27 protein-coding genes are annotated in these 23010 nt (G+C 62.6%); 14 read left to right on the top strand and 13 right to left on the bottom strand.

Translation table 11 applies throughout. From position 1 onward, the window contains the following. Window positions 1-94 precede the first annotated feature (94 nt). The 8 genes from FOF45_RS17240 to FOF45_RS17205 all read left to right on the top strand — a co-directional run bounded on the left by FOF45_RS17240 (window position 95) and on the right by FOF45_RS17205 (window position 6743). Window positions 95-1915 carry a D-(-)-3-hydroxybutyrate oligomer hydrolase gene (locus tag FOF45_RS17240; protein ID WP_233264182.1) on the top strand — a complete coding sequence of 607 codons (1821 nt, stop codon included), beginning with the start codon at window positions 95-97 and terminating at the stop codon, window positions 1913-1915. A gap of 97 nt (window positions 1916-2012) precedes the next feature. Beyond that, window positions 2013-2627 carry a CDP-alcohol phosphatidyltransferase family protein gene (locus FOF45_RS17235; RefSeq protein ID WP_158987021.1) on the top strand — a complete coding sequence of 205 codons (615 nt, stop codon included), beginning with the start codon at window positions 2013-2015 and terminating at the stop codon, window positions 2625-2627. Window positions 2628-2689: 62 nt separating this feature from the next. Further along, complete coding sequence (gene phaE / locus FOF45_RS17230; protein ID WP_158987019.1) at window positions 2690-3727, top strand: class III poly(R)-hydroxyalkanoic acid synthase subunit PhaE; 1038 nt, start codon at window positions 2690-2692, stop codon at window positions 3725-3727. Then, window positions 3727-4803 (top strand): class III poly(R)-hydroxyalkanoic acid synthase subunit PhaC, encoded by a 1077-nt coding sequence (locus FOF45_RS17225; protein WP_158987017.1) that lies wholly within the window; start codon window positions 3727-3729, stop codon window positions 4801-4803. Before phaE ends, FOF45_RS17225 begins: the two co-directional genes overlap by 1 nt. 109 nt (window positions 4804-4912) lie before the next feature. Continuing rightward, window positions 4913-5614 carry an SGNH/GDSL hydrolase family protein gene (locus tag FOF45_RS17220; protein WP_233264181.1) on the top strand — a complete coding sequence of 234 codons (702 nt, stop codon included), beginning with the start codon at window positions 4913-4915 and terminating at the stop codon, window positions 5612-5614. A gap of 7 nt (window positions 5615-5621) precedes the next feature. Then, window positions 5622-6008, top strand: coding sequence for a YfeK family protein (locus tag FOF45_RS17215; protein ID WP_158987015.1), 387 nt, complete (start codon window positions 5622-5624; stop codon window positions 6006-6008). Between the two features lie 46 nt (window positions 6009-6054). Then, window positions 6055-6264: a PspC domain-containing protein gene (locus FOF45_RS17210; RefSeq protein WP_158987013.1), complete on the top strand. Its 210-nt coding sequence runs from the start codon at window positions 6055-6057 to the stop codon at window positions 6262-6264. A 32-nt stretch (window positions 6265-6296) separates the two neighbouring features. Further along, window positions 6297-6743, top strand: coding sequence for a hypothetical protein (locus FOF45_RS17205; RefSeq protein ID WP_158987012.1), 447 nt, complete (start codon window positions 6297-6299; stop codon window positions 6741-6743). Window positions 6744-6749: 6 nt separating this feature from the next. Here the strand turns inward: FOF45_RS17205 and FOF45_RS17200 are convergent, their stop codons facing one another. Then, window positions 6750-7667, bottom strand: a complete 918-nt coding sequence (locus tag FOF45_RS17200; RefSeq protein WP_158987010.1) for a rhodanese-like domain-containing protein — start codon at window positions 7665-7667, stop codon at window positions 6750-6752. A 113-nt stretch (window positions 7668-7780) separates the two neighbouring features. Then, window positions 7781-8578, bottom strand: a complete 798-nt coding sequence (locus FOF45_RS17195; RefSeq protein WP_158987008.1) for an NRDE family protein — start codon at window positions 8576-8578, stop codon at window positions 7781-7783. Window positions 8579-8757: 179 nt separating this feature from the next. Here FOF45_RS17195 and FOF45_RS17190 point away from each other — a divergent pair, with 179 nt between their 5' ends. Both FOF45_RS17190 and FOF45_RS17185 read left to right on the top strand, forming a co-directional pair. Continuing rightward, entirely contained in the window at window positions 8758-8964 is a 207-nt protein-coding gene (locus FOF45_RS17190) for a hypothetical protein (protein ID WP_158987006.1), read from the top strand. Window positions 8965-9008: 44 nt separating this feature from the next. Further along, a complete protein-coding gene (locus FOF45_RS17185; RefSeq protein ID WP_158987004.1) occupies window positions 9009-9515 on the top strand; it encodes a DUF1579 domain-containing protein in 507 nt (168 codons plus the stop codon). A gap of 27 nt (window positions 9516-9542) precedes the next feature. Here the strand turns inward: FOF45_RS17185 and FOF45_RS17180 are convergent, their stop codons facing one another. Further along, complete coding sequence (locus FOF45_RS17180) at window positions 9543-9767, bottom strand: hypothetical protein (protein WP_158987002.1); 225 nt, start codon at window positions 9765-9767, stop codon at window positions 9543-9545. Window positions 9768-10488: 721 nt separating this feature from the next. On the opposite strand from FOF45_RS17180, the gene FOF45_RS17175 reads away from it, so the two are divergent. From FOF45_RS17175 to FOF45_RS17160, 4 genes are all read left to right on the top strand, one after another. After that, a complete protein-coding gene (locus FOF45_RS17175) occupies window positions 10489-10890 on the top strand; it encodes a hypothetical protein (protein ID WP_158987000.1) in 402 nt (133 codons plus the stop codon). 56 nt (window positions 10891-10946) lie between these two features. Further along, entirely contained in the window at window positions 10947-11507 is a 561-nt protein-coding gene (locus FOF45_RS17170) for an AbiU2 domain-containing protein (RefSeq protein ID WP_158986998.1), read from the top strand. Between the two features lie 73 nt (window positions 11508-11580). Further along, the gene (locus tag FOF45_RS17165; RefSeq protein ID WP_158986996.1) at window positions 11581-12465 is read left to right on the top strand and encodes a FliH/SctL family protein; all 885 of its coding nucleotides are present in this window, start codon (window positions 11581-11583) and stop codon (window positions 12463-12465) included. A 60-nt stretch (window positions 12466-12525) separates the two neighbouring features. Continuing rightward, window positions 12526-12948 (top strand): hypothetical protein, encoded by a 423-nt coding sequence (locus tag FOF45_RS17160; protein ID WP_158986994.1) that lies wholly within the window; start codon window positions 12526-12528, stop codon window positions 12946-12948. 88 nt (window positions 12949-13036) lie between these two features. Here the strand turns inward: FOF45_RS17160 and FOF45_RS17155 are convergent, their stop codons facing one another. From FOF45_RS17155 to FOF45_RS17110, 10 genes are all read right to left on the bottom strand, one after another. Beyond that, window positions 13037-15442 carry a hypothetical protein gene (locus tag FOF45_RS17155; RefSeq protein ID WP_158986992.1) on the bottom strand — a complete coding sequence of 802 codons (2406 nt, stop codon included), beginning with the start codon at window positions 15440-15442 and terminating at the stop codon, window positions 13037-13039. A gap of 2 nt (window positions 15443-15444) precedes the next feature. Further along, window positions 15445-16371, bottom strand: coding sequence for a PIN domain-containing protein (locus FOF45_RS17150; protein WP_158986990.1), 927 nt, complete (start codon window positions 16369-16371; stop codon window positions 15445-15447). Between the two features lie 112 nt (window positions 16372-16483). Further along, the gene (locus FOF45_RS17145; RefSeq protein ID WP_158986988.1) at window positions 16484-18265 is read right to left on the bottom strand and encodes a GmrSD restriction endonuclease domain-containing protein; all 1782 of its coding nucleotides are present in this window, start codon (window positions 18263-18265) and stop codon (window positions 16484-16486) included. Between the two features lie 115 nt (window positions 18266-18380). Further along, the gene (locus FOF45_RS17140) at window positions 18381-19154 is read right to left on the bottom strand and encodes a hypothetical protein (RefSeq protein WP_199244522.1); all 774 of its coding nucleotides are present in this window, start codon (window positions 19152-19154) and stop codon (window positions 18381-18383) included. A gap of 212 nt (window positions 19155-19366) precedes the next feature. Further along, entirely contained in the window at window positions 19367-19711 is a 345-nt protein-coding gene (locus tag FOF45_RS17135) for a nucleotide pyrophosphohydrolase (RefSeq protein WP_233264180.1), read from the bottom strand. Window positions 19712-20036: 325 nt separating this feature from the next. Continuing rightward, complete coding sequence (locus tag FOF45_RS17130) at window positions 20037-21215, bottom strand: AAA family ATPase (protein WP_158986984.1); 1179 nt, start codon at window positions 21213-21215, stop codon at window positions 20037-20039. Continuing rightward, window positions 21212-21694: a DNA primase gene (locus tag FOF45_RS17125; protein ID WP_158986982.1), complete on the bottom strand. Its 483-nt coding sequence runs from the start codon at window positions 21692-21694 to the stop codon at window positions 21212-21214. The genes FOF45_RS17130 and FOF45_RS17125 overlap by 4 nt, the downstream gene beginning before the upstream one ends. Then, window positions 21691-21948, bottom strand: a complete 258-nt coding sequence (locus FOF45_RS17120) for a CHC2 zinc finger domain-containing protein (RefSeq protein ID WP_158986980.1) — start codon at window positions 21946-21948, stop codon at window positions 21691-21693. Before FOF45_RS17120 ends, FOF45_RS17125 begins: the two co-directional genes overlap by 4 nt. Window positions 21949-22088: 140 nt before the next feature. Then, window positions 22089-22286 (bottom strand): helix-turn-helix transcriptional regulator, encoded by a 198-nt coding sequence (locus FOF45_RS17115; RefSeq protein ID WP_233264247.1) that lies wholly within the window; start codon window positions 22284-22286, stop codon window positions 22089-22091. 133 nt (window positions 22287-22419) lie between these two features. Beyond that, window positions 22420-23007, bottom strand: coding sequence for a hypothetical protein (locus FOF45_RS17110; protein ID WP_158986978.1), 588 nt, complete (start codon window positions 23005-23007; stop codon window positions 22420-22422). Window positions 23008-23010 lie beyond the last annotated feature (3 nt).

Raw genomic sequence — 23010 nt, 5'->3', positions numbered from 1 at the left:
GCCCAGCCTAGCAAGCGGCACCGGGCCTGCAACACGGGCGCGCTGGTACGAAAGTACGATGGGCGCGACCGCACGCCTTGCTAGGCTCGCGGTCATGAAGACGCCGACCCTCCGCCTTGCCGTCGCCGGTGCCATGCTCGTCCTGGCCGCCTGCGCCACGTCCACGCGCAGCACGAAGGAGAGCGCGCCGATGTTCGATGCGCCGCGCACCACCGAACATCGCGACGGCGACGACCTGCTGACCGCGGGACTGGGCCTGGCCGGCCTGCGCGCGATGGCGCCGCCGGCGTTTGCCGATGCCGCCCAGCCAACGCCGGCAGAACTGCGCCGGCGTGCGCTCTGGGCCAACTGGCGCGGCATCGCCGACCTCGCGCCGGGCGGTGGCTACGGCGAGCTGTACGGCAGCGCCGCGAACGTGCCGGGCCGCGAGTTCAGCGCGCTGGCGAAGGTCGACGGCGCGAAGCAGCCGCACCGCGTGCTGGTGCAGGTGCCCGACGCGTTCGATGCGAAGAAACGTTGCGTGGTCGTCACCGCCTCGTCCGGTTCGCGCGGCATCTACGGCGCGATTGCCGTCGCCGGTGCGTGGGGCCTGCCCCGGGGCTGTGCGGTCGCGTACACCGACAAGGGTGCCGGCACCGATTACTTCGACCTCGACGCGGGGCAGGGCGTGCGTGCCGACGGCAGCGTGGGCGCGCGCGGCGAAGGTCTGGCGTTCGAGCCGGCCGCGACCGCAAGCGCCACCAGCGGCGTCGCCTTCAAGCACGCGCATTCGCAGGACAACCCGGAGGCCGACTGGGGGCGCCACGTGAAGCAGGCCGCGCAGTTCGCGCTGGTCTCGCTGGATCGTGCGTTCCCGCAGGCGGCGCCGTTCACCTTCGACAACACGCGGGTGATCGCGGTCGGCATTTCCAACGGCGGTGGCGCGGTGCTGCGCGCGGCGGAGGAGAAGGACGACTGGCTGGACGCCGTCGTCGCCGGCGAGCCGAACGTCTACACCTCGGCCGAAGGCAGTCGCGCCTTGTACGACTACACGACCGAAGCCGCCCTGCTGATGCCGTGCGCGCTGCTGCACAAGCAGGGACTGCCGCAGCCGCCGATCGCGGCGCAGGTCGCGCCGTTGTGGACGCAGCGCTGCGCGGCATTGAAGGCGGCCGGACTGATCGAAGGCGACGACACCGCCGCGCAGGCTCGCTCCGCCTACGAAGCCCTGAAAGCCCACGGCTGGACCGACGAATCGCTGCAGGCCGGCGCGCTGTCGGTGGGCTTCGACCTGTGGCGTGCGGTGGCGGTGACGTATGCCTCTGCCTACGGCCGCTACGGTTTCGGCGAGATGCCGTGCGGCAATCGCTATTCGGCGCTTGGCACCGACTTCCTGCCGCGCGCGGCCACCGCGGCGGAACGCGCGGCCTGGTGGTCGGATGCGAGCGGCATTCCTCCGGGCGCGGGCGTGCACCTCGTCGATGCGGACCCGACGGCGCCGTTGAAGTCGCTGCAATGCCTGCGTGGCCTGTGGACCGGCGACGACGCCGACGCGCAGCGCGTGCATCGCGGTGTGGACGAAACGCGCGCGGCCCTCCCGCGCAAGGGCCTGCCGGTGGTGGTGATCCACGGCACCGACGACGGCCTGATCCCACCGGCTTTCAGCAGCGCGCCGTACGTGCGCCAGGCGCAGACGGCCGGGCGCGACGTGCGCTACTGGCAGGTGCGCAACGCGCAGCATTTCGATGCGTTCCTCGGATTGCCCGACTACGGCGCGCGCTACCTGCCGCTGCTGCCGTACGTGTACGCCGCGCTCGATCGCGTGGACGCGCACCTCGACACCGGCGCGGCACTGCCGTCCGACGCCGTCATCGCGACGCAACCGCGTGGCCCGGGCACGGCGCTGCAGGCCGCGCATCTGGCTATGCCGCGCTGAATCCCGATCGCGGGTGGGAGGCCGGGTTCGCCCAGCCTCTTGCTGGGTTCACGCCGGGTTTGGCACGCTGGCGGCTTCGATGGTCACGGAGCGCCGCATGAAGCGCCATTTTTCGATGCTGCGCGAGTTTCACCTCGCCGACTGGTTCACGCTCGCCAACGCGTTCTGCGGCACGGGCGCGATCTTCGCGGCGATGCGCTTCCTGCAGGACAGCGTGGTCAGCGACCTGCTGATCGGCATGGCGCTGATCCCGCTGGCCTTCATCTTCGACGCGCTCGACGGACGCGTGGCCCGCTGGCGCAACTCGGCCTCGACCCTCGGCCGTGAGCTGGATTCGCTGGCCGACGTGATCTCCTTCGGCGTCGCGCCGGCCGCGCTGGCCTATGCCTGCGGCCTGCAGGGCGGCTGGGACTGGATCGTGCTGAGTTACTTCGTCGGCTGCGGCGTGAGCCGCCTGGCGCGCTACAACGTCACCGCCGAGGCTCTGTCGGGTGGCAGCGACAAGGTGAAGTACTTCGAGGGCACGCCGATCCCGACCAGCCTGGTGCTGGTGATCGTGCTGGCCGTGGCCGCCTCGCAGGGCGCGATCGGCACGAACCTGTGGCTGGGCATGGTGCAGCTGGGCCCGTGGCAGTTCCATCCGCTGGTGCTGCTGTTCGCGCTGTCGGGCTCGCTGATGATCAGCAAGACCCTGCACATTCCCAAGCCCTGAGCGCGCCGCGCCGTCGCGGCGCGGAAACACCGCATTGGTACCATGACCGTCCAAACCGGACGATGGCGATCGCGATGCAGGGCCTGGACGATTTCGAAACGTGGACGCGGCGGTACTGGAACGCATGGGGCGAGACCCTGCGCTCCACGCAGCCCGCCGGATCGGCCATGCCTGGCTGGAACGAGGCGCTCGGCTGGTGGTCGCAGCTCGCCCGCGGTGGTGTCGAGCAGGGCGACGCGGCGGTCGGCCGTTTCCAGTCGCAGGCGCAGGGCTGGTTCGGCCAGATGCAGCAGCTGGCGGCGCAGTTCGCCGGCCAGCGGGCGAGCGCGGCCGACATCGCCTCGGCGTGGAAGCAGGCGCTCGGTGGCGACGGCGCGAATCCGTTCGCGGACATGCTCGGCGCGATGCCCGGCAACCTGCAGGCCGGTCCCGCGCAGGCGTTCGAAGCCTTCGCGCCGTGGCTGGCGATGTGGCGCGAAGGGAAGTCGTGGCTGGGCGTGCCGGCATTCGGTTTCGCGCGCGAGCACCAGGAGCGCTGGCAGCATCTCGCGCAGGCGCAGCTCGACCTGCAGGATCAGAGCCAGGCCTACCAGACGCTGATGGGCGAAGCGGCGCAGGATGCGTTCGTGCGTTTCGAGCGCAAGCTGGAGGAACGCAGCGCGCCGGGCAAGCAGCTCGATTCGGTACGTGCACTGTTCGACCTGTGGATCGACGCGGCCGAGGAGGCCTATGCCGAGGTTGCGCTCTCGCCGCGCTTCCGCGACGCCTACGCGGCGATGGTCAACGCACAGATGACCCTGCGCGGCCGCCTGCAGAAGGAAGTCGAGCTGATGTGCGCGCAGTGGGGCATGCCCAGCCGCACGGAAGTGGACTCGGCGCATCGCAAGATCGTCGAACTGGAACGCGAACTGCGCCGCCTGCGCGACCGGCTCGACGCCGCGCCGCACGCCGCGGAAGCGGCCGAGCCGCGCACGGTCGTCCAGCGGCCAGCTCCACGCAAGGCCGCTGCTGCGCCATCCAAGCCCGCATCGAAGCCGGCGAGCAAGTCCGCATCGGCGACGAAGAAGCCCGCAGCGGCGAAGAAGGCGAGGAAGCGCTGATGGACGGACTGGGTCCGCTGGGTTTCACCCCCGACGTGCTGGCGCAGGAATCGCTGCGCTTCCAGGCCAAGCTGCGCGCCGGTCTGGACACGCTGCACCAGGTGCACGACATCGATTACGGCGCGACCGCACGCGAGGAAGTCTGGCGCGACGGCAAGGTCGTGCTGTACCGCTTCCGCGGTGAGCGCGCGCCGACGGCGAAGGTGCCGCTGCTGATCGTCTACGCGCTGGTCAATCGTCCGTACATGGTCGATCTGCAGGACGACAAGTCGATCGTGCGCGGCCTGCTCGAACGCGGCGAGGACGTGTACGTGCTCGACTGGGGCTATCCGGACCGCTCGGACCGCTACCTCGAACTGGAGGACTACATCCAGCGCTACATCGGCGGCGCGGTGGACCACCTGCGCCGCGAATACCGCATGGACGCGGTGAACCTGCTCGGCATCTGCCAGGGCGGCGCGTTCTCGCTGTGCTACGCCGCGCTCAACGCGGCGAAGGTGCGCAACCTGATCACGATGGTGACGCCGGTGGATTTCCACACCAGCGACAACATGCTCGGCAACTGGACGCGTGGGCTGGATGTGGACCTGTTCGTCGACACCCTCGGCAACGTGCCGGCGGACGTGATGAACTGGTGCTACCTCACGCTCAAGCCGTGGCGGCTGTTCGTGCAGAAGTACGTGGGACTGGTCGACGTGCTGGACGACCGCAAGGCGCTGGAGGATTTTCTGCGCATGGAGAAGTGGATCTTCGATTCGCCCGACCAGGCCGGCGAGGCGTTCCGCCAGTTCGTCAAGCAGTTCTACCAGGGCAACGGTTTCGTCAAGGGCGGCATCGACATCGGCGGTCGCGCGGTGGACCTGCGCAGCGTCGGGATGCCGGTGCTGAACATCTTCGCCGAGCAGGATCACCTGGTGCCGCCGGCATCGTCGAAGGCGCTGTCGGGACTGGTCGGCAGCGACGACTACAGCGAGCTTTCGTTCAAGGGTGGTCACATCGGCATTTATGTGTCGAGTCGTGCGCAGCGCGAAGTGCCGGGCGCGATCCACGACTGGCTGGCGCAGCGTTCGCGTTGACGAAACGCGATGCGCGATCGCGATGTGATCGCGGTCGGCGATCCGCATTGCGTGTCGCATCGTCGACGGAATCGCGTGTCACACTTGGCAGATCCAGAAGGAATGCCCCGTGATCCGATTCGTACTGTTGTCCTGCCTCGTTTTCCTCGGCGCGTGCGCCACGCACACGGCAAACACGCCGTCCACCAGTACCGCACCGCCGCCTCCGGTGGTCGCAGACTCCAGCCAGTTCGAAGCGGACATCGCCGCGTTCGAACAGGCCGACGCGCTGGTGCGGCGCATGCCGGGCTCGGTGGTGTTCGTCGGCAGTTCCTCGATCCGTCTGTGGGACAGCCTGCACGACGATTTCCCGGGCGTGGCGCTGATCAATCGCGGCTTCGGCGGCTCGCGCGTGCGCGATTCGACCTACTACGCCGACCGCATCGTGGCGCCGTACCAGCCGCGCGCGGTCGTGTTCTACGCCGGCGACAACGACCTGTTCGAAGGTCGCACGCCGCTGCAGGTGCGCGACGACTTCGTCTCGTTCGTCGAGCGCGTGCGCGAAGCGCAGCCGGGATTGCCGATCGCCTTCATAGCGATCAAGCCCAGTCCCTCGCGCGCGGCGCTGCTGCCGAAGGTGCGCGAGGCCAATGCACGGGTGCGCGCGTATGCGAAGGACCACGACGTCGCCTATCTCGACGTGTACCTGCCGATGCTCGACGCACAGGGCCAGCCGCGCGAGGAACTGTTCGTCGAGGACGGCCTGCACCTGAACGCGAGCGGCTACGCGATCTGGACCGGGGTGGTGCGGCCGTGGTTGTCGGGGTTGTAATCGACGCATGAACGACGCCGTCCGCCGACCGCGATTGCTGAGCGCCGCGCTGCTGGCGCTGGTCGTCGTAGGCCTTGCGCAGGCGGCGCCGCCGGCCAAGGCGCAGCGCGAGATCGAGCAGCTGATCGTCGCGCTGGGCACGTCGGGCTGCGAGTTCCAGCGCAACGGCCGCTGGTACCCCGCGGACGAGGCGCAGGCGCACCTGCGTCGCAAATACGACTACCTGGTCAAGCGCGACCTCGTCGCCAGCGCCGAGCAGTTCATCGAGGGCGCGGGCACCCGTAGCAGCATGAGCGGCAAGGCCTACGCGGTGCGCTGCCCCGGCAAGTCCCCCATGTCGTCGGCCGCCTGGCTGGGTGCGCGCCTGAGCGCGATTCGTCACGCCGCGCCCTGAGCCCCGGGACTAGACTGCGCGCGTCGCCCCGAGGAGGAGCGCGCGCATGAACGTCACGCGATCCCTTTTCCGCTGCCGCGACGACCGCATGGTCGCCGGCGTCCTCGCCGGGATATCCCGGCGTTTCGGCTGGAACAAGACCCTGCTGCGCGTGGGCTACGTGCTGGCATCGATCGTCTCGGCGGCGTTCCCCGGCATCCTCGTGTACCTGATCCTCTGGCTGCTGATCCCGGAAGAGGATTGCCGCACCACATGAGGGTGCCGGTTGCGATCGGTTAGGCTTCGCCCATGCCGACCGCCGTGCTGCGATTGCTGGTGCTGCTGGGCGCGTTGTGGACGCTGCCCAACACGCTGCTGGGCCTGATGCTCGGTGCCGCCGGCCTGATGTTCGGCGCGCACGCGCACTGGCGTCGCCGCGAGATGGCGCTGGTGTTCCATCGCTGGCCGTGGGGGCCGGGCGGGGCGATCACCTTCGGCAACGTGATCCTGCATACCGGCGACGACCTGGAATCGCCGTGCGTGACTTACGCGCACCGCGCCGGACACGCGCAGGAACCGTCGATCCTGCTGGCCGACCACGAACGCGCGCATGTGTACCAGTACCTCGTGCTGGGGCCGCTGTTCCTGCCGCTCTATCTCGTGTCGGGTGGGATCAGCGTGCGCAACCGGTTCGAGCGTGCGGCCGACCGCTACGCGAGCACGGGGCGCGGCTGGTGGCCGTGGGCGCGCGCGTAGCGCGATTCACTCGAAGGCCACGTCGTGGCCGTCGTCCTTCCATGCCTGGAAGCCGCCAGCCAGCGGGCGCACGCGCTTGAAGCCGTGCTTGTTGAGCGCGCGCGCGAGCACCGCGGCGGAGGCTTCGTTCGGACAGTCGCAGTACACGACGACTTCGTCGTGCGGCGTCAGCGCCGCTTCGCCGATGGTGCGCACGAACACCGCGCCGGGAATCCAGCCGCTGAGCGCGCGTTGCGGTTCCGGGCGCACGTCGAGGATCAGTGGCGAGGTGCCGCCGCTGATGAGCTGGCTCAGCTCGGCGGGCGTGATCCGGGCCATGCGCAGCTGGCGCAGGAAACTCTGGCGACGCCACAGCTTCCACGCGATGAAGATGACGATCAGGCCGAGGATGGCCGGCAGCGCGTAGCGGCCCAGGTCTTCGAGGCGTTCGAGCACGCTGTTCACGGCTTCGTGGAATATCGCGCCGAGCGCGACCGCGAGTCCGGCCCAGAGCAGCGCGCCGATGCCGTCGAACAGAAGGAACCGGCCCGCACGCGTACCGGTTTCGCCGGCGAGCGTGGTGGCGACTGCGGCGAAGCCGGGCACGAATTTGGCGACGATCAGCGACGGAGCGCCCCAGCGGCCGTAGATGCCGCGCGTCATCAGCACGCACGAATCGGGAGACAGCGAGAGCCGGCACATCAGCCGCAACAGCTTCGCGCCGAGCCGGCGCCCGCCGATGTACCAGAGCCAGTCGGCCATCACGGCCGCACCCGCGGCGACCAGCACGATCGGCCACAGGCTTTTGCCCTGGTCCACCGCCAGCGCGGCGGTGAGGATGATCGGCGGATAGGCCGGGACCGGAATGCCGCCCTGGTCGAGGAACACGCTGACGAATACGACCAGCAGGCCGTACACGGCGATCAGGTGGACCAGGGTTTCCATGAGGGCGGGGGCAGGGGCGGGGTGACACATGTTAGGCCGATGCGCGCCCGCCACCTTGTACGCGATTGCACTGCTGTGTCCGTCTCGCGCAACGACGCGGGCAGGAGCTGGCGTCACCGTGGGGGATCGAGCGTGAGGACGCCCCGTGTCCGCCCCAGCGGCACGCCTTCCGGGCCGAAGCTCTGTTCGACGAACACGACGCGCGCCTCGTCCACCAGCACCACGGTGCTGCAGCGCGTGCCGTAGTGCAGCCCGCGCACGAACGCGGGCGACAGGCGGCGTTCGAGGTCCAGTCCGACGCCGGTGTCGGGCAGGGCGTCGTCGGGTCCGGGCGTGGTGTCCGCGAGTGCGTCGAACAGCGGCGCGAGCGCGCCATCTTCGATCGCGCCATCGCGCGCAGCGGGACCGTCGAGCCAGGCCTTCAGTGCCGCCACCGCGTGGCTGCTCTTGGGCCACGGGGCGTCGAAGGGGCCGTTGGACATCGCATGGAAGCCCGGCGCGACGTCCTGTGTGCGAAAGCCGGGATGGTTGCTTGCGAAGCCGAGGCGTTCCCCGTCCCAGGCGAGCAGGTTGAAGCGGCCGTACTCGGCGGCGTGTGGCGCGAGTGCACCGATGAACGCGTCGCTGGCGTCACGTCCCCCGGCGAAATCGCGCACCAGCGCGCCGCGTGAACGCGGCATGGTGCCCTCGGCCGCGCCGGCGCGCACGTTGGTGACGGCGGCCAGGCGCGTGTGCGTGGAGGCCAGCAGCCAGCTGCCGCCGGCGAGCAGGTCGCGGCCGCCATAGAGCGTCGGGTCGTCCGGGTCGACCCCGGCCGGCACGGCGGCGCGCGCATGCGCCTCGTCGCGATTGGCGATCAGCGCCAGCCGATAACGTGGATGCGCACGCCACGCGAGGGCGATCAGGCACATACGCGGCGCTCTGTAAGCGGATACATGTGAACGTTCAGCTCCACCCGGAAGTTTGGCGTAGGGAAACTCCTACAGTCACCCGCGACCGCGACTGACTGCGGCGGCGCGGCTCGTGCGGCAACCTGCGGATGCCATCTTTCCGTCCACGTCGTGGACCCAAGCCCCCGCTGGAAGGACCAATGTACCGCGTCGAACTCTCCCGCCATGACGGTGGCGCACTCGCCCAGCAGCTTGCCGAGGCCTCCGTCGATTACGTGAGCGCCGAAGCCGCGCTCGCCGCCGTATTGCCCCAGGCCAAGCGCTGCGCCGAATCCTGCCGCCAGGCCCTGTGGCTTCGCATCTACGACGAGCGTTCGCGCGTGGTGTTCGGTACGCTGCTGCCCTGACCGGCGTCCGCAGGCGCCCGCCGTCACGCCAACGGGAGCGCCGCATGGGCAGGAAGGAATTCGAAGCCTCCATCGCCGAAGGCGGCCATCGCCGCCTCGCCCGCATGATCGGCGAATGGGAGGGCACCTTCCGCTTGTGGTTCCAGCCCGACCACGTCGCCTGCGAATCGCCGCAGCGCGGCACCATCCGCGGCATCCTCGACGGCCGCTTCCTGCTGCACGAATACCGCTCGCGCTTCGGCGACGATCCGATCGAAGGCGTCGCGATCTACGGCCTGCACCTGGACGACAACGCCTTCGAGTCGGCGTGGGTGGAGAGCTTCGCCACCGGTACCAGCATCATGTTCTCCGCCGGCCCGGCGAGCGCGGACCATTTCAACGTGCTCGGAAGCTACGGCGACGGGCAGGGCGGTCCGCGCTGGGACTGGCGCACCGAGATCGAGCAGCCCAGCGACGACGAGCTGATCATCACCATGACCAACATCTCGCCGCAGGGCGAAGCGGCAAAGGCGGTCGAAGTGCGTTACCGCCGCGTGGCGACCGGCGTGTAGTCCGCAGCCGCGCCGCGTCGTTCCGCCTCAGGCCGCAATGCTGCGCGTGCGCAGCTCGCGCCCCGTCGCGGCGATCGAGAAACGTTCCTCGTCGAGCTGGTCGACCGCACCGCCATCGCCGAGATGGTACGAGCGCAAACCCTCCACCCGGACGCTGCCGCCGCTGCCCCGCATATCGATGTAGGTGCGGCGCACGTAGACCGTATAGCGATTGCCGTCATCGTCGTAAGCGCAGAACGTGTCGAACGACATGGTGTGCTCCGGGGAACGTGGCGCGCCAGCATCGACGCTTCGTGTCTCGCAGATTGAGATGGAGGGAGGATGAAGGGGCCGTGACGGCCCGCCCTCGACACCCGCGCGACGGCGAATGCTCAGGCCGAACCGGGTCGGGTGAAATAGGGGCGCGCCTGACAGGGGCCGGACGCAGCAGATATCCGATTCCGCACGTCGTCATCGAACAGCGCCGATGGCGCAAGGAAAATGTCGCATCTCCGCGCAACGCGTTGCGCGGCGATGGTTCGCTACAAAAAGAAGAAGGCCAGGTCGCGAAACCTGGCCTTCAGCATGTTTCTGGTGCGGAAGTGGGACTTGAAGTATCAAGAAAATGGCCATAAAAAAGGCTGTTTGTGACGACGGCGTGCCGTCGCTTGCCCCTGAATTTGCCCCCCCCCCTAGTCGAGAGCTTTCGAACGGTGCCGGCGCATCGTGACCGGTCGAGCAGGGCGCTGTACCGATCGTCACGACGGGTGGTCCTGTCCCCGCCTCTGGCCGTCGCCGGGTTGCGTCAGATGGGGTGAATCCGTTGCGATAAGCTCCCCCTGGGCCAGCGCTGCGCAGGAGGCGACGGGGTCCTGGGGTATCCCATTCATCAGATCCAACGATTGGCGTCCCCGGCGCGTTTTCGCACACATGCCGATGTTATGCCGATGCAGGCTCGTGGATCAGTAGCTACCGACTCGTCAGGAGGGGGCGTATGACAGGTATACCGGAAGACGTGCGCGCGCAGATCATGGCAAAGGCGCGATCAGAGTGGCCTGATGACTTCGAGATGCAGAGACATACCCTGGACAGTCAGATCAACGCCTACCGGGAGCTGCAGGATCTTTATGGGCGGCTTGAGCTAAACGACTTCGTGAGCGAAGTCTTTTCGTCCGCCCTAACAGAGTGGGCGGACGACTATGAAATGCAACTTCATAAGGTGAAGAGCCAGTTTGGCGCCGCATCAGAATTCTTCAGCTACGAGAACTCTCAAGTTCCAGACGATGTGCTGGAACTCATCCGGAGCAAAGCCTTCCGAGAATGGCCAGGCGACTACGAAATGCAGCTACATACCCTAAAGAATCAGGTTGACGCTTGGCTTTCACTGAACGTCTAGCAATTGTTTCCCCTCGACCGCCTCGCGGCTTCTTTCGACTAAGGGTGTTGGCGTCCATGAAGGTTTCCGCGCTGGTTGTTTCAGAATTCTGCGCGCTCTGCGACTGGGCATATCAAGCATGCCAGTTGCACCGGTCGTTCTTCGACGACAATCCCGATGTCGATCGAGTAACTGGTTCTAGATTTGGCTATGGCTTCGGAGTCTTGAGTGGCTTTACTCTCGAGTACAGTCTATTGCAGATAGTCAAGTTGCATGACAAATCGAGCGTTGCGGGGCGAGAGAACCTAACGGTTGACTACATCCTCAACTACGGGGAGTGGGCGCCGGGAACGCTTGCAGAGCTAGAGCGCCTCGCTACACAACTGCGGTCCTTCGCGTCAAACCTCCGTCATGTGCGCAACAAAGCGCTTTCACACAATGATCTTCCCTCGATTCTTGAGGGTGGCGTGATTGGTGGCTTTGAAGGGAATGAGGACGTTATCTACTTTGAGAACTTGGGTAGGTTCGCGGATATCATTTCCAGGGAGATTAGGGGAGCAGGTTTTGCCTTCAATCCGTTTATTGGGGCTCACTTCAAAATGATGGCATCGGCGTTGGCGCATGCGGTCGACGCCTGACAGCAATTTAAGGCGAAGCGACCAACACTAGGTCGTATTCACGCGCTTGGCACATCAAGGAAAGATTGTCGGTATGTCGATCAACGAAACCGTATTGGAGATGCACTTCCACCATGCGCTCATGGACCTCTTCCGGTCGACGCTTGGTGTGGGGCCAACTGGGAAGATCAGCTTTTACAAGTACTCGCCCCAGAAGGAGTGCTTCGTTGGGTTCGATCAAGCGTGGGTAATGACCGACGTGTCGGATGAAGAGTTGTTTGGTGATCTAAAGCAGGCCGCGCAGAACGCGTCGTATAAGCTCAAAAGTCAATACGTTGGTTACTTTCTGCAGTACAAGGTGGTTCGGCGCATGGTGCGAAAGCCTAAGAATAAGTCGCATCCTGTAACGTCAACTCCGTATGGCCGAGTCGCGATCAGTAGTCAGGCAAACGACAACACTGGTTTTTCACAGCACGAGCTCTTGTTCAACTTGTGCAAGAACAAGGGGGCGCTTACTTACTATGCGTGCCCATCCATCTTTGATAAGGCTGAGCTCTACAAGGTTGACGCTGATCTGGGCAAGCTCCATCTCGTCGATGTTGCCAGCTGCCCAGGTGACTTTAAGGACCACCAGAAGCACCACATATTCTTCGATCTTCCATCAATGGACCCGACTTGGTGTAGTAAGCCTGTTTCCGGTGTTGCAATCAGCGCTGAGCAAATGGCAAGCGAGCTTGCCAACAGGTTGCGTGAGTCTCCTCGGGAGGAGGCCACGCGGCTCTTTGAATGCGTGGCGCAGATCCGCGCGGAGCGACGCGAGGCCGAAGGCGAGGGGAAGAGCGAGGGGAAGAGCGAGGGGAAGAGCGAGGGGAAGAGCGAGGGGAAGAGCAAGAGCGAAATTTTCGATCTGGCGAATGACTCCAATTGGGCGCTGCAGGCGTTGACTATTATTCGGGTGGAGTCGAAGAGTGACGCCTAATAGTTCATGCCGACAGGCAAGGTCATTTCCAGGCTTGGCTCAACTTAGGTTGGAAATCGCATGAGAATCTTCGCTGCCCTGGGCGATGACGCGCATCAAGGTTGGGTCTGGCTGCAGGATCCAACCTTGCCGCCCCGTTGCGTCGTCAAGATCACTAATCTGGCAACGAGAAAGAGTGTTCACTGCGAAGCACTGCAAATGGACGTTAGCTTTCTTCAGGGTTACAACCAGTCTCCCCGCATAACCATCAACGATCCAGCGAGCTCATTGGTGATTGGGGCATGGTATCGCGCGGGTCTGGGCGGTCTCTCGACGCAGACTGATGTACGGCTAAAGATCGTAGCCAAGAACTCATGGTTTGGGCAGTTCCGGGCGTGTGTGGGGCATCCCCAGGTGGTGGTCCGGTTGGCCGCTTGGCTCGGAGGTGTTGGTTTTGCTCTGGGCGTAATTGGTCTCGTTCTGGGCGTAGCTAGCCTTGGCTAGCTCGTCCGCGTGAGCATGTTCAAGCCAAACTTCTCCGTCGGCTCGCTGTCGATGATGCAGCTGGCCTCTTGGGTCAAGTTGCGTATGGCTAAGTCTCGTCCTTGTCAGCGCCAAACTTGTACTTTCGCAGCGCAACGCCCTCGTCAGCGCGCTTTTTCTCGTGATCAATCATGCGGTCAAGTCCTTCGATGAGCCACTTGGCGAAGGCTTGCACTCGTCCGTCATCGTCGTTCAACCATTTAGCAACTTCAGCCCGCTTCTGCTCATACGCATTGACCAGGCCATACTCCCCAGACACAACGCCAGTTGACTCGATGGCCGCCGCGACCTCGTTCCATTGCTTCGAGTCTTGCGGTACTGCTTTGATGATCGCCTTGCAGATATCCAAGATTGCAGATGGGCCGTCATAAGTACGCAAGATGGCAAGGACGAAATCGATGTCACTCTCTTTCCCGCTTTCGACATACTTCAGGAGCATCTGCTCGAGAGGTGCGGAAAAATCAGGGAAAGTCGCCTCAATCAAACGAGCGCCGCGGTAGGTGAATAGTCCAGGCGATTCATCGAACTCCCGCCGCAATGCCGATACTAGCTTGTCGGGCACTCGGGCGAGGTGTTTGTCCAGTTTTTGGAGCTGGTACGGGATAGCTTCGAATCGCTCGCCGAGAGTGGCTTCGGCGCTGCCATCAAGGCTTGGTAGCTCTCTTTCCCGCTTTAGTCGGGAAATCAGGTAGTCGAGCACGGCCTCGACGTCCTTCTCTGCGATGACAGAGAGAATTTCCTCGGCCTGATAGTCCAGCTCAGGAAGCGACGTCAGCGAAGCCAATGCTTCGACTCGCTCCGGCTCAGTCATGGCATCGACCAAGAGCTGGAACGCGTCACTGAACCATACAACGCTGATCCAGCGTGCATCGCCGCGCTTCGCCAGTTCGCGGAGTGCATGCATGAATACCGACTTGGCCGGGCCGCTTCCTTCAGCGTACAGGCTCGAAGCTACGCCAACTGTCTCAAGAACCGCGTCTCGGCAGTCGAGCTCGACGCCGCGGGCGATGACAGCTTCTAGGGTGGCAAGACGTGAAGCGCCAACCTTGTAGAGGGACTTGGCGATCGCTGCCAGATGCGTGCCATCCGCGATCCATCGGTCCACAATGGACTCGATGTCGGACGTTTGTTCGCTTGTCCAGAGCCCGCGCAGTAACGGGATCAAGAATGGCGACATGATGTGTTCGTGCTGCGTGACAAGTTCAAGCGCCAGGCGCGGCTTCTCGCGACCGACAGACTCTAGAAACTCGTAGTAGACAGGGAATGTCGCTAGGTCGTTCGACCGGGTCTTGGAGAACTCGAGGATTCGACTAAGCCATCGGTCGTAGGTGGCGTCGTCAATCTCATTGACGTACTGACGCGCTGCTATGCGACGCCGATTGTCACTGTAGTCACGAGCCTCCTCGGAGCTGCGAAGCTTCTCCCAGGTGCCAAAGATCCCCTCAAATCCAATCAGTTGCTTGTAGATCTGGTACTCGGCATGCGAAGCCAGCTCGTCCCGAACCTGTAGAGCCTTGAACTCGATTTCTGCCGTTGCAGCATGGTAATAGTCCCAGTAAGTCTGGTGCTCTATCGTCTGCACCAGCGGAAGCGCCTCAGTTGTCACGAGACTACGCCGGAATTCGAGGACCGAAATCGCGTCGCGATCGAACATTCGGGATGTTTCCGAGTTGTCGGCTGGGTGTTCGCGTCGAGTCGCCACGTCCATCGTCCGCAGAATTTTCTGCCGGAACTCGACGGACGTATCCAGCATGTACATTCGCTTGAGCAAGGTAATTGCTCGCTCGCGCATCTCGGCAACGCCACCGTCGCTGACAATTGATCCTCTTCGGATTGTCATGCTGCTGTAAGTCCAGGAATGGCCCTCCATCGAAGGGGACAGTACCTTGGCGAGTGCTCGCAGAACCGCACTCGAGTTCGTCGTTAAGCTTGGATCGTCCAGTCCGGCAAAGTGAGAAACGATGCGGTCCTGCGGCGAAGCGCCCTGGCGCCGCTCGTAGAAGATGTCTAGGTTGAACTCGGCCAGCTCCTCAAGCGCTTGCTCCGCCTTACGTTGAACCTCTGTGCTTTCGGCGCGCGACAGTTCGAGCATGAAATCGACGACCTGCTCGGTATGCAGGTATCGGATCTGCTTTGAGACGTCGATAGCTAGAGAAACCAAAGTTTCCGCTGATCGGTATCGCAACATTGATCGGGAGATCAGTGCATCGCCATGTGTAAGGGTTCGTGAGGGGACTGACCGCGCAAAGGTCTTCAGTATTGGTAGGAGCGCCATATGGAAGCGAGGCGCGAGAACGGCCAGGGTCTTCAGGGAGTCAGAGAGCTCGTCAAATTCCGAGCTTCCCAGCAACACATCCTCGGCGCGTCTGAACTCCTCGCCAAGGCGCCGATCGACGGCCTCGGAATGGGTGTCGATTAGCTTCGAGAGCGCGGCTAAGCGTAGTTCGAGGTCCATTGTCAGATAATCTTCAACAGAATTTTGGTCACTACGTCGGTCCCCATGGCGCGGCGGGACAAAGTTTGATTCGTCGGGATTAGATGGCTGCCAGTATCTGTCAGCCTGCCGGACAGGACGAGCGTTTGTGCTTCATGTTCGGCGATCGCTCGGTCAACTCCAGCCCGTTCAAGTGCAGAGAAGAGGGCGGCTTTTGCTGGAGTATTGAGTGCTTCGTTCACCCCCAGGACGATGACGTCGATGTCCTGGAAGGCAGCGCCGCGAAGTTCGTCGAGCTGGATCGGAGCCTCGTCGTCCGGCGTGAGCTTCGGGCGGGTTACCGACGTAGCGATCTCGACCGCGTTGTCGAGTTTCTCGACGTCGTCGTATATCTCAAATCCTGCCCCCTCCAGCGCCGCTTTTAGCTTGCCGTCGGCGACCAGTGCGCAATGGCGTCCTCGTTTCGCCTTGATCCCCTGTGCGGCCACAAATATCCACGAGTCTGGGATGTCCTTGCGTCTATCTTCGCGTTCCTGGTTTGGGTCGAACGGCGGGTCGGCGTTGAAGTAGATCTTCCACGCGTCTGTGGCGTCTTCGATGGAAATCGGAATTACTTCGATCTTATTGTCTTCCAGGAACCTTGCGAAGACTGCCTCAGAATTGCGAACCACCTCATCTTTACGCCAGAGCGACAACACCGGAGGTGGCAAGCCATCGATTAACATGCCCAGGTCGCTTCGCTGAAGCTTGTCGAAGTCCGCCCGAATGGAGTGGGCGAGGTCTTCATGTTTTGCGATTAGGTGTGTTCGCAGCTCCTCGAGTGCGATGTGCGGAATGTAGAGTTTGAGGCTTCCCATTTGCGAACGCCTCAAGAGTCGCGCGAAGTTGGGGTGCCGGAAGTGCGCCCTGCGCAACATGCTCGTGTCGATGACTACGTGGAAGACGTCCATTTCTCACAGGGCGTGTTATTTGGGGTTGGCGATGAAGGAGGCGTCCTTCGTCATCCGAACTTGATCTCTGGGGTTTTTCTCAGGCTTATTGTCCTGGGGCGATCGGCGCGCATCAATCCTCGACTATGGATGGCTCGTCGAGTTCAACAAGTTCACTCTGCTTTGAGGAACTCTGGATATCGAACTCAAGCAGCTTGTCTACGAACGAGCGATAACGAGCTTCTAGGAATGCGTCGTAATCGGCGATCAGCTTCCCTGGCTTCCTTAAGCACTCAAGCGCAGAGACACCTATCATCTGGCTACCGAAGGCTGAAGTAGCGGCGGAGACACCAAGTGCCTTCTCAGCTTGGCCGATCTGGGTCAGGGGGTCGAAGTTCAGCCAATCGGAGTTCGTCTCAGTCGATAGGAACATCGTGTTGAGCGCTACGTTGGTTTCCATGAGGTCTTTCTTGAAGTCGGAAATGCCCTTCGGAGCCCAGCGCGTGGGGAAAACATGGTGTACTTGGGACGAAGACGCGCCATCACGGAACCCGATCACCGAGTTTTGTATCGGATCCTTTGGTTGCTGTGAGTTAATTAGGCAAAGGAATACTTTGCCAATCGCGCCGCTTGGGCTGGCATGCTTCACAGCGGGGGTGGCAACTGTCGACTCAATCCACTTCGGGACGGGGCCGCCGTCGATCCAGCTTTCGATTTCGTGGATGTCGTTCTCTTGCTTATTGTGAACACCCTCTTGGTAACGTTGATCGATTGCCGACGCTACGAACCACCTGCGCAGTTTTTGCTTAGCGACACCCATCTCGGCATGCTTGAAGCCCTTCTTTGAGAGCCTGTCATAGACAATGGCAAGCGGCGCGAATAGCGCGTCGTAAGGAATTAGCTTGTCGGTGACGTCCAGGCCAACGCCCATGCTTGAGCTCAGAAACTCGCCGGCAGAATTCAGCTGAGTTGCGGCTGCTTCCGCGTGAGTCTTGTACATGACAGGGTCAATCGTCTTTGGCAGATCAGCCTTCTTTGGAGACTTTCCAGAGAGGAGGGCGATGACCTGCAGGAGGATCTCTCCGTTCTTATCCATGTTTCCGTAGTACCGAAACTTGGATTTGAACTCTTCGACGTCATCCTCCAAGCGAATATCATGCGGGTAGAGAATGGCGACAACGAGCTCGAATGGCGTAAGCAGTTTTCCCGAGCTGTTGATGGTTGAAAAAACTTTGCTGATCGCTGCGAGGTCAAATTCCTTTCCAAGCTCAATAACAGGCACCTGAATGTTCGCGTTTGGTCTGAGATGGGCCCGAACGACCTTTCGAACTACGTCCTTTCTTCGTTTATCGGCAGAATCCAGTAGTTCGTCGAGCTCAGTGGCGCGCTCATCCGTAAGTAGTGCAGTCCACAGAAGGCCAGACTTCGAAAAATGTGCCTTCCTGTCTAGCTTCCTTGGCTTAGCGACCAGATAACTGTCTTCTAGGTCTAGTTCCTTAGAGAACTTCTTGACCTGATCCTCGTCATCGACATTCACCTTTCGCTCCTTGAGCAAGGTGTCAACCTGACGGCAGTCGATGTAGTACTCGCTCCCATCGACATCGTGAAGGCCGTAATAGATCGAAATTCCTGCTGTGATCCGCTGCTGTCCATCGAGGACAAGGCTTTCGCTGTCAGGGTGACCAGAAGCCATCTGCCCGGCGCCGTGAAAGGCGCGCGGCCCGAGCTTCTGGCCCTCGTCGGATGTGAGGAAGAGAAAGGAACCGATCGGATAGCCAAGCCGGAGCGACTCATAAAGCGACATCACCTGACGGGTTGTCCACTTCCACTTCCGCTGAAACGCGGGCAGCTTGTACTCGCCACTTTTGGCCTTTTTGAGGATCGTTTTGAGTGAGGTTGCCTTCGTATCGCTCATCTGGAGTCTGCTCTTGATGTATGTGGCGCTGCTGAGGATGCTCGCGTGCTTCCGGTGGAGATCGCGTGGGGCCGCCAGCGTGCTAGCCGTGTTTCGGCTCCCGTTAGGTGCCGATCTATAGGAACCTACGAGGGTGTTCTTGATGCCATTCGAAGTACGGCGCAGATTTAGACGACCACGCGAGGCATTGCTTACCTGCCAGGGCCTGGATGACTGATCCGAGTTCATCCCCGCCACCCTTGACGCCGTCGGACGCCCGTACGACACCCATTTGATCAACGTAGATGTACCCGTTCTCAAATAGCCTGTCGCACCCTAAAGTGCAGACGGCCATGACATTTGACTCGTCCCGTTTCTGGGTCGAATCGCAGGAATGGCGCTTCCGAATGTGACCAATCACCAAAAGATCTACCGGAAGGTCACGGGCGCAGATTGCGCAAGGTGCGCTCCTCTTGCCGCCTAGGCGAATTCGACGCAGCAGTGCCTGCTCAGCACGTCGGCGAGTGGTGGCCGGCAAGTCAAGGTCACCGTCAAGTTGCCCCAAGGCGTCCTTGGCGGCCGAGATCTCGTCATCAGAGAGCAGGATCCCTCCAACGCTCGGATCAATATTCAGGGCTTCCATGACCGCAGCGCTGTGGTCTGGCAGTAGCACATTGAAGCCTTGAATAATGTTGTTGTCTTTGTATCCCGCGGCTGCATTGAAGCGCGCTACATCTATGTCCACCGACTCAAGGTCATTGAGAAAGAATACGTACTCCCAGGTGGCGCCATCGGCGCGCTCCTGCCAAAGCTCCCGCGCTAATGCGGGTGAATGCACCTTGTAGGCGACTTCCCCCTTGAAGAAGAAACGCTTATCCCGGTAAAGCATTGCCATGTCGCCCAGTTGCATCCTGGACCACTTCTTCGCGTTGCCCCCCGTCTTTCCAGGAGTCACGCCCCACACCGCTACAGCTTCTCCAAACGTCGCCCGCAAGCGCTCATGCTCTGAGGGGGGCAGGAATGGAAGAATTCGTTCGAGAGGGACCGGGTTCTTTATCGTATCGACGTAGTGCTCGATGGCGTCCGAGTCACCGCACGGTTGGAGTACAAGTTGCATATTGGTCACAGCTCCGTGTATTTCTTGGCATTCCCTTTCGACTTTTCGGCCGGGTACTTGGCGGCATTCTTGTCGAGTTTTCTCAGTATCGCCTGCTCAAGGTCGATTCCGAGGTTGTCGGCTAGTTCGATGAGGTAGACGCTGACATCCGCGATTTCGTCCGCGATATCGTCACGAGCTGCTTTGGCGTGCGCCTCACTTTCGTCAGGCGACTTCCATTGGAAGTGTTCTAAAAGTTCCGTCGCTTCAAGAACGATGGAGATCGCTAGGTTTTTGGGATTGTGGAATTGCATCCAGTCCCGTGCATCCCTAAATTCGCGGATGCGACGTTGAATATTGGCGAGGTCCAAGCCTTGTCTCCCGGTAAGGCGGGCCGTCTTCGCTAGCAGCCGGCTTCGAAGCCCATGTGGTCGGCCCAATCGTCCACCACCGTCTCGATACACCCTATCAAGCCCTAGCAGGCCAAGGCCAGGGGAGGCCGAGTCGCGCTGCTCGTGACAATCTGCGCTTCTGTTTGCTGTACTTGCTGGTACAGAAACATAAAGTCTGATTTTCAACTCCACGCACACTGCAATCATGGCGGTGTCGGGGACGCCGCATGGGCCGGGCTCACGGAAGGACCCGCCGCTTCACGGCGGGTCACGTCCGATCCGAACCCGGCTGCACACGGTCGATCTAGAAGGGACCATCATCCATCGAAGGCAGCAATCCAGTTCCAGAAGGTCGCGAAGAACGTGAGCGATTCTGTGTGCCACCTTCGCTACCTTCGCTTGTGGGCAGGCGCCAAGCCCAGCCGCCTTCCATGCCTTGCTTCAATGCCACAGCACCAATTTTCCGTTTCGCACGGTGCATGACATCTTTCGAGAACCCCGCGCTTCCGGCCTCGGCGAAGATTCCCTTGGCCGGGCGCGGCCCGTAGCGCAACAACTCGTGCAGGAAGCCGGCGGCGTCGCCCGTCGGGTCGTCCTCCTGTTGCTCGGCACCGGCGAGCAGTTCGCGGGCCGACCCCTCCAAGGCGGAGCCCCAGAGCACCGAGGACGCCATGACGCCGGGGAAGTCGGGCAGCTCCCCCTGGCTCAGGTCGTAGATGAAGCCGCCGCCGTCCGGGCCAATGTTCGACTTGGCGCGGGCAAGAAAGCGCCTTGCCGGTTCTCCATTGCCGGCCTCCCCCTTGGCGGTAACGAGGACGAGGCGCGCCAACGCGCCGAAGGCCAGTGATCCGGTAATGCGCTCGACCGGCTCACGCCCTGACGTGCCCTTGGTGAAGTGCGTGATTCCAAGCAGTGCGCAGCGATGCTCCCTCGCAAGATCAACGAGGGGCTGAAGCCCGCGACGCACCTCGGCATTCTTGTGTGAGTCGCCCGACACCGCAGACACGATAGGGTCAACAATAAGCAGACGTACGTCGGACAACTCGGCGAGGGCCGTCCGAAGAGCGCCAACGTCTTGCGATGGGTTGAACGGGCGGTGGTCAAGACCTTCCCGTACCCCTTGCACAAAATGGACGCGCTGCATGTCCGTCCCCGCGGCCCGCAGGCGCGGGGCCAGCGTGTCTGCCGGGTCATCTTCGCCCGACCAAACAACAACAGTTCCGAGCTCGGCCCGCTTTCCGTCCGGCCATCCCCCACCGGTCGTGATGGAGGCTGCGAGCGCCAGGGCAATGGTTGTCTTTCCCGTACCCGGCTGCCCGCCGAGGATGTGCAGCTTGCCAGCGGCCAGCCACCCCTCCCAAAGCCAGTCGACGGATTCGGGCGTGACGGCGTCGCCCCGCAGCAATTCTGCACGCGGCAAGTCATCGTCCGTTGAGGGATCCAAATGCTGCCAGGCCCGTTGTTCCAGGGTAAGCGCGGTCATGCAGCCGGCCTCCAGAAGCGGGGCTCCGTCAATGCAGCGGCCGCGCTATCGATGCGCTCAACCGCCTGGGACAGGCGCGTGTCGTCTGCTTCGTTCAGCGGCTGCCAGTGAGAAAGTTGCCGGGCCGCAATCAGCACCACAGCGGCTTCCAACGCCAACGTTGACAGGGCGGTCGACCAACCAGCCTCGCAGATTGAACGCCGTGCGCGGCGGCGCTCTTCCTGGGTCTGAGGCCAATGGCGCGGCGGCTGGAGGTTCGCCCAGTTCAGGCCAACTGCTGCCAGCACGGCATTTGCGTCGTTACACCCAAAGCAATGCACCAACACGCGGCCGTCCGCCTGGCAGACGCTGACCTTACGAGATGCTCCACCGCAGGCGGGACAACGGGCACGCCAGCCAGTACCGGACTTTTGGACGCCTTCAAGCCTTTGCAGCAAGGGGGCGGCGGTGGCATCAGTGGCGTGGAGGGAGGCGTTCATGCGACCCCCTGCAACAGTTCGGCTACCGCTTCCTCGAAGGTCAGCCCGTACAGGCGCCTATGGAAGTCGACCATCGTTCCCCCACCGCAGCCGCCGAAGCAATGCCACAGCGGTTGATCCGACTTGACGTTCACGCGGAACGCAGCCGCCGGATCTTCATGGAAAGGACACTTCCCTTGGGCCCAGCCAACGTTATTCGGCTTGCCCAGGTCGACGACGCGAGGGCCAAAATAGCCCTTGGACTCCGGCAGCATGTAGTGCCAGTTGGGGGGCAGTTGCGCCCGTTCCAACCTGGGCCGCCCGCGCGCAACGTTGCTGCGAGGCGTCAGTGTTCCTTGCTCCATCGTGCCCTGGCTAGGCTCCAGGATTCGCGATTTCAGGAGCTCCGTCGGCCTCATACGGATGCCTCCAAGATAAGCGCGCGGACTGCCTCAGCGCGCCAGGCGGTTGCGCGTTCGCCAATCTTTACCGGCTTGGGGTAGCGGCCCGTACGAACGCCCGCCCACCAAGTGGATTTGCTAACGGGGATGATTGCCGGGGTCGCGGGCCGATCCTTGTGGGCCGGCCGGCCGATGATCTGATGAAGGCGCAAGTAGCCCGTTTCGGGCAGGGGGAGCGGGTGTGTCTGATTCAAGGTTCTTCGTCCATAACCGCACCGGGATGGGCGGCTTAGGACAATGAATTCTCAACACAACGCCCGCCTAAGCTAGGAAGAATCCCCCCACCTATTCTTCCTTGACCTTCTTCGAATGATTGCGTACGGCTCGCAGGACGGATTCAGCTCCCATGTGTAGCTTATCGCGTGCGACGATCATCTCTGCGACCTCTGCATCTTTATCGGCGTCCCCGCCGTGCACTGCAACCTCAACGGTCCAAAGAAGTTCCTGGAGATGCTTGGCTTGGCGCGCCGCATGGTTCCCGGCCTTGGTTTTTTCATTGCCGAAGAAGCACTCTTCCATGGTTAGCTTGCCTTCACCATCCATGTAGGCCTGATACATGTGTGCAACTGCAAGCAGCAGTTCCGGTGGCGGGTAATGGCCTTGGTTAACGTAGAGAGTCAACGCGCCTAAAGGCTCTCCGTAGTTGTCGGGATGCCAATTCCGGACCTCCGCAAAGAACGGCAGCATGGGGGCGCCCGCGCCACTGGCAATGGCGCGCCATGCATGCTCAAGATCGGCCAGCGCATTGTTCTCGGGCTTATCGAATGCGGGATGGTCCAGCGAGCTCTTGGTCATCTCCAATTCTTGCGCTTTGGCGACCAACTCCCGGCGGAAGCCTTCGACAAGATCCTGGCTCACGTTCTTCTTGTTCATTGA

Source organism: Lysobacter panacisoli (genome assembly GCF_009765165.1).
Classification (GTDB): domain Bacteria; phylum Pseudomonadota; class Gammaproteobacteria; order Xanthomonadales; family Xanthomonadaceae; genus Lysobacter_J; species Lysobacter_J panacisoli.
This window is presented reverse-complemented; position numbering and strand designations above follow the sequence as displayed.

Excerpts from the sequence above, each read along its gene's own strand:
- FOF45_RS17180 (WP_158987002.1), bottom strand. The coding sequence starts at position 9,767 with ATGTCGTTCGACACGTTCTGCGCTTACGACGATGACGGCAATCGCTAT.
- FOF45_RS17225 (WP_158987017.1), top strand. The coding sequence starts at position 3,727 with ATGGACGGACTGGGTCCGCTGGGTTTCACCCCCGACGTGCTGGCGCAG.
- FOF45_RS17195 (WP_158987008.1), bottom strand. The coding sequence starts at position 8,578 with ATGTGCCTGATCGCCCTCGCGTGGCGTGCGCATCCACGTTATCGGCTG.
- FOF45_RS17175 (WP_158987000.1), top strand. The coding sequence starts at position 10,489 with ATGACAGGTATACCGGAAGACGTGCGCGCGCAGATCATGGCAAAGGCG.
- FOF45_RS17215 (WP_158987015.1), top strand. The coding sequence starts at position 5,622 with ATGAACGACGCCGTCCGCCGACCGCGATTGCTGAGCGCCGCGCTGCTG.
- FOF45_RS17145 (WP_158986988.1), bottom strand. The coding sequence starts at position 18,265 with ATGAGCGATACGAAGGCAACCTCACTCAAAACGATCCTCAAAAAGGCC.
- FOF45_RS17160 (WP_158986994.1), top strand. The coding sequence starts at position 12,526 with ATGAGAATCTTCGCTGCCCTGGGCGATGACGCGCATCAAGGTTGGGTC.
- FOF45_RS17110 (WP_158986978.1), bottom strand. The coding sequence starts at position 23,007 with ATGAACAAGAAGAACGTGAGCCAGGATCTTGTCGAAGGCTTCCGCCGG.
- FOF45_RS17205 (WP_158987012.1), top strand. The coding sequence starts at position 6,297 with ATGCCGACCGCCGTGCTGCGATTGCTGGTGCTGCTGGGCGCGTTGTGG.
- FOF45_RS17140 (WP_199244522.1), bottom strand. The coding sequence starts at position 19,154 with ATGCAACTGGGCGACATGGCAATGCTTTACCGGGATAAGCGTTTCTTC.
- FOF45_RS17165 (WP_158986996.1), top strand. The coding sequence starts at position 11,581 with ATGTCGATCAACGAAACCGTATTGGAGATGCACTTCCACCATGCGCTC.
- FOF45_RS17190 (WP_158987006.1), top strand. The coding sequence starts at position 8,758 with ATGTACCGCGTCGAACTCTCCCGCCATGACGGTGGCGCACTCGCCCAG.
- FOF45_RS17150 (WP_158986990.1), bottom strand. The coding sequence starts at position 16,371 with ATGGACGTCTTCCACGTAGTCATCGACACGAGCATGTTGCGCAGGGCG.
- FOF45_RS17210 (WP_158987013.1), top strand. The coding sequence starts at position 6,055 with ATGAACGTCACGCGATCCCTTTTCCGCTGCCGCGACGACCGCATGGTC.
- FOF45_RS17155 (WP_158986992.1), bottom strand. The coding sequence starts at position 15,442 with ATGGACCTCGAACTACGCTTAGCCGCGCTCTCGAAGCTAATCGACACC.
- phaE (WP_158987019.1), top strand. The coding sequence starts at position 2,690 with ATGGCGATCGCGATGCAGGGCCTGGACGATTTCGAAACGTGGACGCGG.
- FOF45_RS17185 (WP_158987004.1), top strand. The coding sequence starts at position 9,009 with ATGGGCAGGAAGGAATTCGAAGCCTCCATCGCCGAAGGCGGCCATCGC.
- FOF45_RS17235 (WP_158987021.1), top strand. The coding sequence starts at position 2,013 with ATGAAGCGCCATTTTTCGATGCTGCGCGAGTTTCACCTCGCCGACTGG.
- FOF45_RS17240 (WP_233264182.1), top strand. The coding sequence starts at position 95 with ATGAAGACGCCGACCCTCCGCCTTGCCGTCGCCGGTGCCATGCTCGTC.
- FOF45_RS17125 (WP_158986982.1), bottom strand. The coding sequence starts at position 21,694 with ATGAACGCCTCCCTCCACGCCACTGATGCCACCGCCGCCCCCTTGCTG.
- FOF45_RS17200 (WP_158987010.1), bottom strand. The coding sequence starts at position 7,667 with ATGGAAACCCTGGTCCACCTGATCGCCGTGTACGGCCTGCTGGTCGTA.
- FOF45_RS17120 (WP_158986980.1), bottom strand. The coding sequence starts at position 21,948 with ATGCTGCCGGAGTCCAAGGGCTATTTTGGCCCTCGCGTCGTCGACCTG.
- FOF45_RS17170 (WP_158986998.1), top strand. The coding sequence starts at position 10,947 with ATGAAGGTTTCCGCGCTGGTTGTTTCAGAATTCTGCGCGCTCTGCGAC.
- FOF45_RS17130 (WP_158986984.1), bottom strand. The coding sequence starts at position 21,215 with ATGACCGCGCTTACCCTGGAACAACGGGCCTGGCAGCATTTGGATCCC.